The organism is Cellulomonas hominis (assembly GCF_005239125.1).
GTDB lineage: Bacteria > Actinomycetota > Actinomycetes > Actinomycetales > Cellulomonadaceae > Cellulomonas > Cellulomonas hominis_A.
Window position 1 is genome coordinate 1 of sequence record NZ_SZYE01000308.1, and the last position, 2,217, is coordinate 2,217.

Consider the following 2,217-nt stretch of genomic DNA (forward strand, 5'->3'; position numbering starts at 1 on the left):
CCGGCGGCTCGGGCCCGCAGCCCGCGGGCGCGGAGCGCGCCCGCCGCGGCGTGCCCCGCGGTGCGCGGGCCGTCGTCGACGTGCTGGTGCTCGCCGGGGCCGTGCTCGCCGCACTGACGCCGCTGCTGCCCGTGTACGGCGGCTCGGTGCTGCTCGCCCCGGTGGTCGGCGGGGTGGTGCTCGGTGCGGCCGTCGCCGTCCTGTCCGCGTGGGCGCGCTGGTCACCGCCGGTCACGACCGCCGTGCTGCTCGTGGTGACGGTGGTGCTCGGCGGGCCGCTGGCGACGCCGGACCAGACCGTCGGCGGCGTCGTACCCACGCTGGCGTCGATCGTCTCGGTCGTCCGCGGCGCCGCGCTGGGCTGGAAGGACGTGCTGACCCTCCAGCCGCCGCTCGGCGGCTCGGGCTGGCTGCTGGTGCCGCCCTACCTGCTCGCCGTCGTCGGCACCGCGGTGGCGGTGCGGCTCGCCCTCGGTGCCGGCCGCGCCGCCCCGGCCGCCGCGCTGCTGCCGCCCGTGGTCCTCGCCGGTGCCGTGCTGCTCGGCGCGCACACCACCGTCGCCCCGGTCGCCGTCGGCACCGCGGTCGCCGTCGTGCTGCTGGTCTGGGCGTCGTGGCGGTCCGGCCGGCTGCGGGCGCGGCGCCCCGTCGCGCTCGTGCTGCTGGTGGCGCTGGCCGGCGGTGCCGGCGTCGCCGCGGGCACCGCGGTGGAGTCCGGCCGCGACCGGTACGTGCTGCGCGACGCGCTCGTGCCCCCGTTCGACCCCCGCGACTACGCCAGCCCGCTGTCCGCGTTCCGCAAGTACGTCAAGGACGACGACACCGTGGAGCTGTTCACGGTGCAGGGGCTGCCCGCGGGCGCCCGGGTCCGGCTCGCGACGTTCGACCGGTTCGACGGCGTGGTGTGGAACGTCGCCGGCGACGGCTCGTCCCGCGCGTCCGGCGAGTTCCGCCGGGTCGGCGAGGTCGTCAGCGAGCAGGCGGCCGAGGAGGCCGACGCCGTCGAGGCGTCCGGCACCGGCGGCGAGCGCGTCGAGGTGCAGATCCGGCTCGACGGCCTGACCGGCGTGTGGCTGCCGACCGTCGGCGACCCCGTGTCCGTGCGGTTCGACGACCCGGAGGCGCAGTCGCGGCTCCGGTTCAACGACGCCACCGGTGCGGCCGTGCTCACCGGCGGGCTCGACGACGGCCTCACCTACGCGCTCGACGCGGTCGTGCCGGCCGAGCCCGACGACGAGCAGCTCGGCTCCGCCGCGGGCAGCGCCCTCGACCTCCCCGAGCCCCAGGCGGTTCCCGACGCGGTGTCCACCGCGGCGGGCGACGCCGCGCGCGAGGCCGAGACCCCCGCGCAGGTCGCCCGCGCCCTGGAGCAGGCGCTCTCCGAGCGCGGCTTCTTCTCGCACGGCCGGACCGACCAGGGCGACTACCCGTCGCTGTCCGGGCACGGCGCGGACCGGGTGGCGACGCTGCTCGGCGGCGACCTGATGGTCGGCGACGACGAGCAGTACGCCTCCGCGATGGCGCTCATGGCCCGCGAGATGGGCCTGCCCGCCCGGGTCGTCATGGGCTTCGTGCCCGGCGAGGACGAGGACCCCGCCGCCGCCGCGACGCCCGACGCCCCGGTGGACCCGGACGCGCCCGTCGTGGTGACGGGTGCCGACGTGCACGCGTGGGTCGAGATCGCGTTCGAGGGCCACGGCTGGGTCACGTTCGACCCGACCCCGCCCGAGAGCCAGACGCCGCAGGACGAGCAGGAGACCAGCCAGGCCGACCCGGAGCCCCAGGTCGCCCAGCCCCCGCCGCCGCCCGCGGACCCCGTGGACCCGCCGTCGGACGACACCGACCAGCCCCAGACCCAGGACGGCGAGGACGACACCGCGCTGGCCCTCTGGCAGCAGCTGGCCCTCGGCGTCGCGGCCGGCTCCGGCCTGCTGCTGGTGCTGCTCGCGCCGTTCCTCGTGATCGCCGCGCTCAAGGCGCGGCGCCGCCGGAGGCGCCGGCGCGACCCGGTGCCGGTGAACCGCGTCGTCGGCGGCTGGCAGGAGGTGCTCGATCTCGCGACCGACCTGCGCCGCGACGTCGACCCGGTCGCGACCCGCCGCGAGGGCGCGCACGCCCTCGACCGGGCGTTCACGACGGCGCCCGCGCCCGACGAGGGCCGGCGCCGCCGGCGGGCGCCACGCGCGCCGGCCGCCCCGACGCCGGCCGGGGCCGAGG

General features: G+C 78.8%; 1 protein-coding gene. It reads left to right on the forward strand.

Annotation, left to right across the window (positions count from 1 at the left end; translation table 11 throughout):
• The coding region (locus tag FA014_RS19190) for a transglutaminase-like domain-containing protein (protein ID WP_154731204.1) at window positions 1-2,217 on the forward strand (2,217 nt) is incomplete at both ends.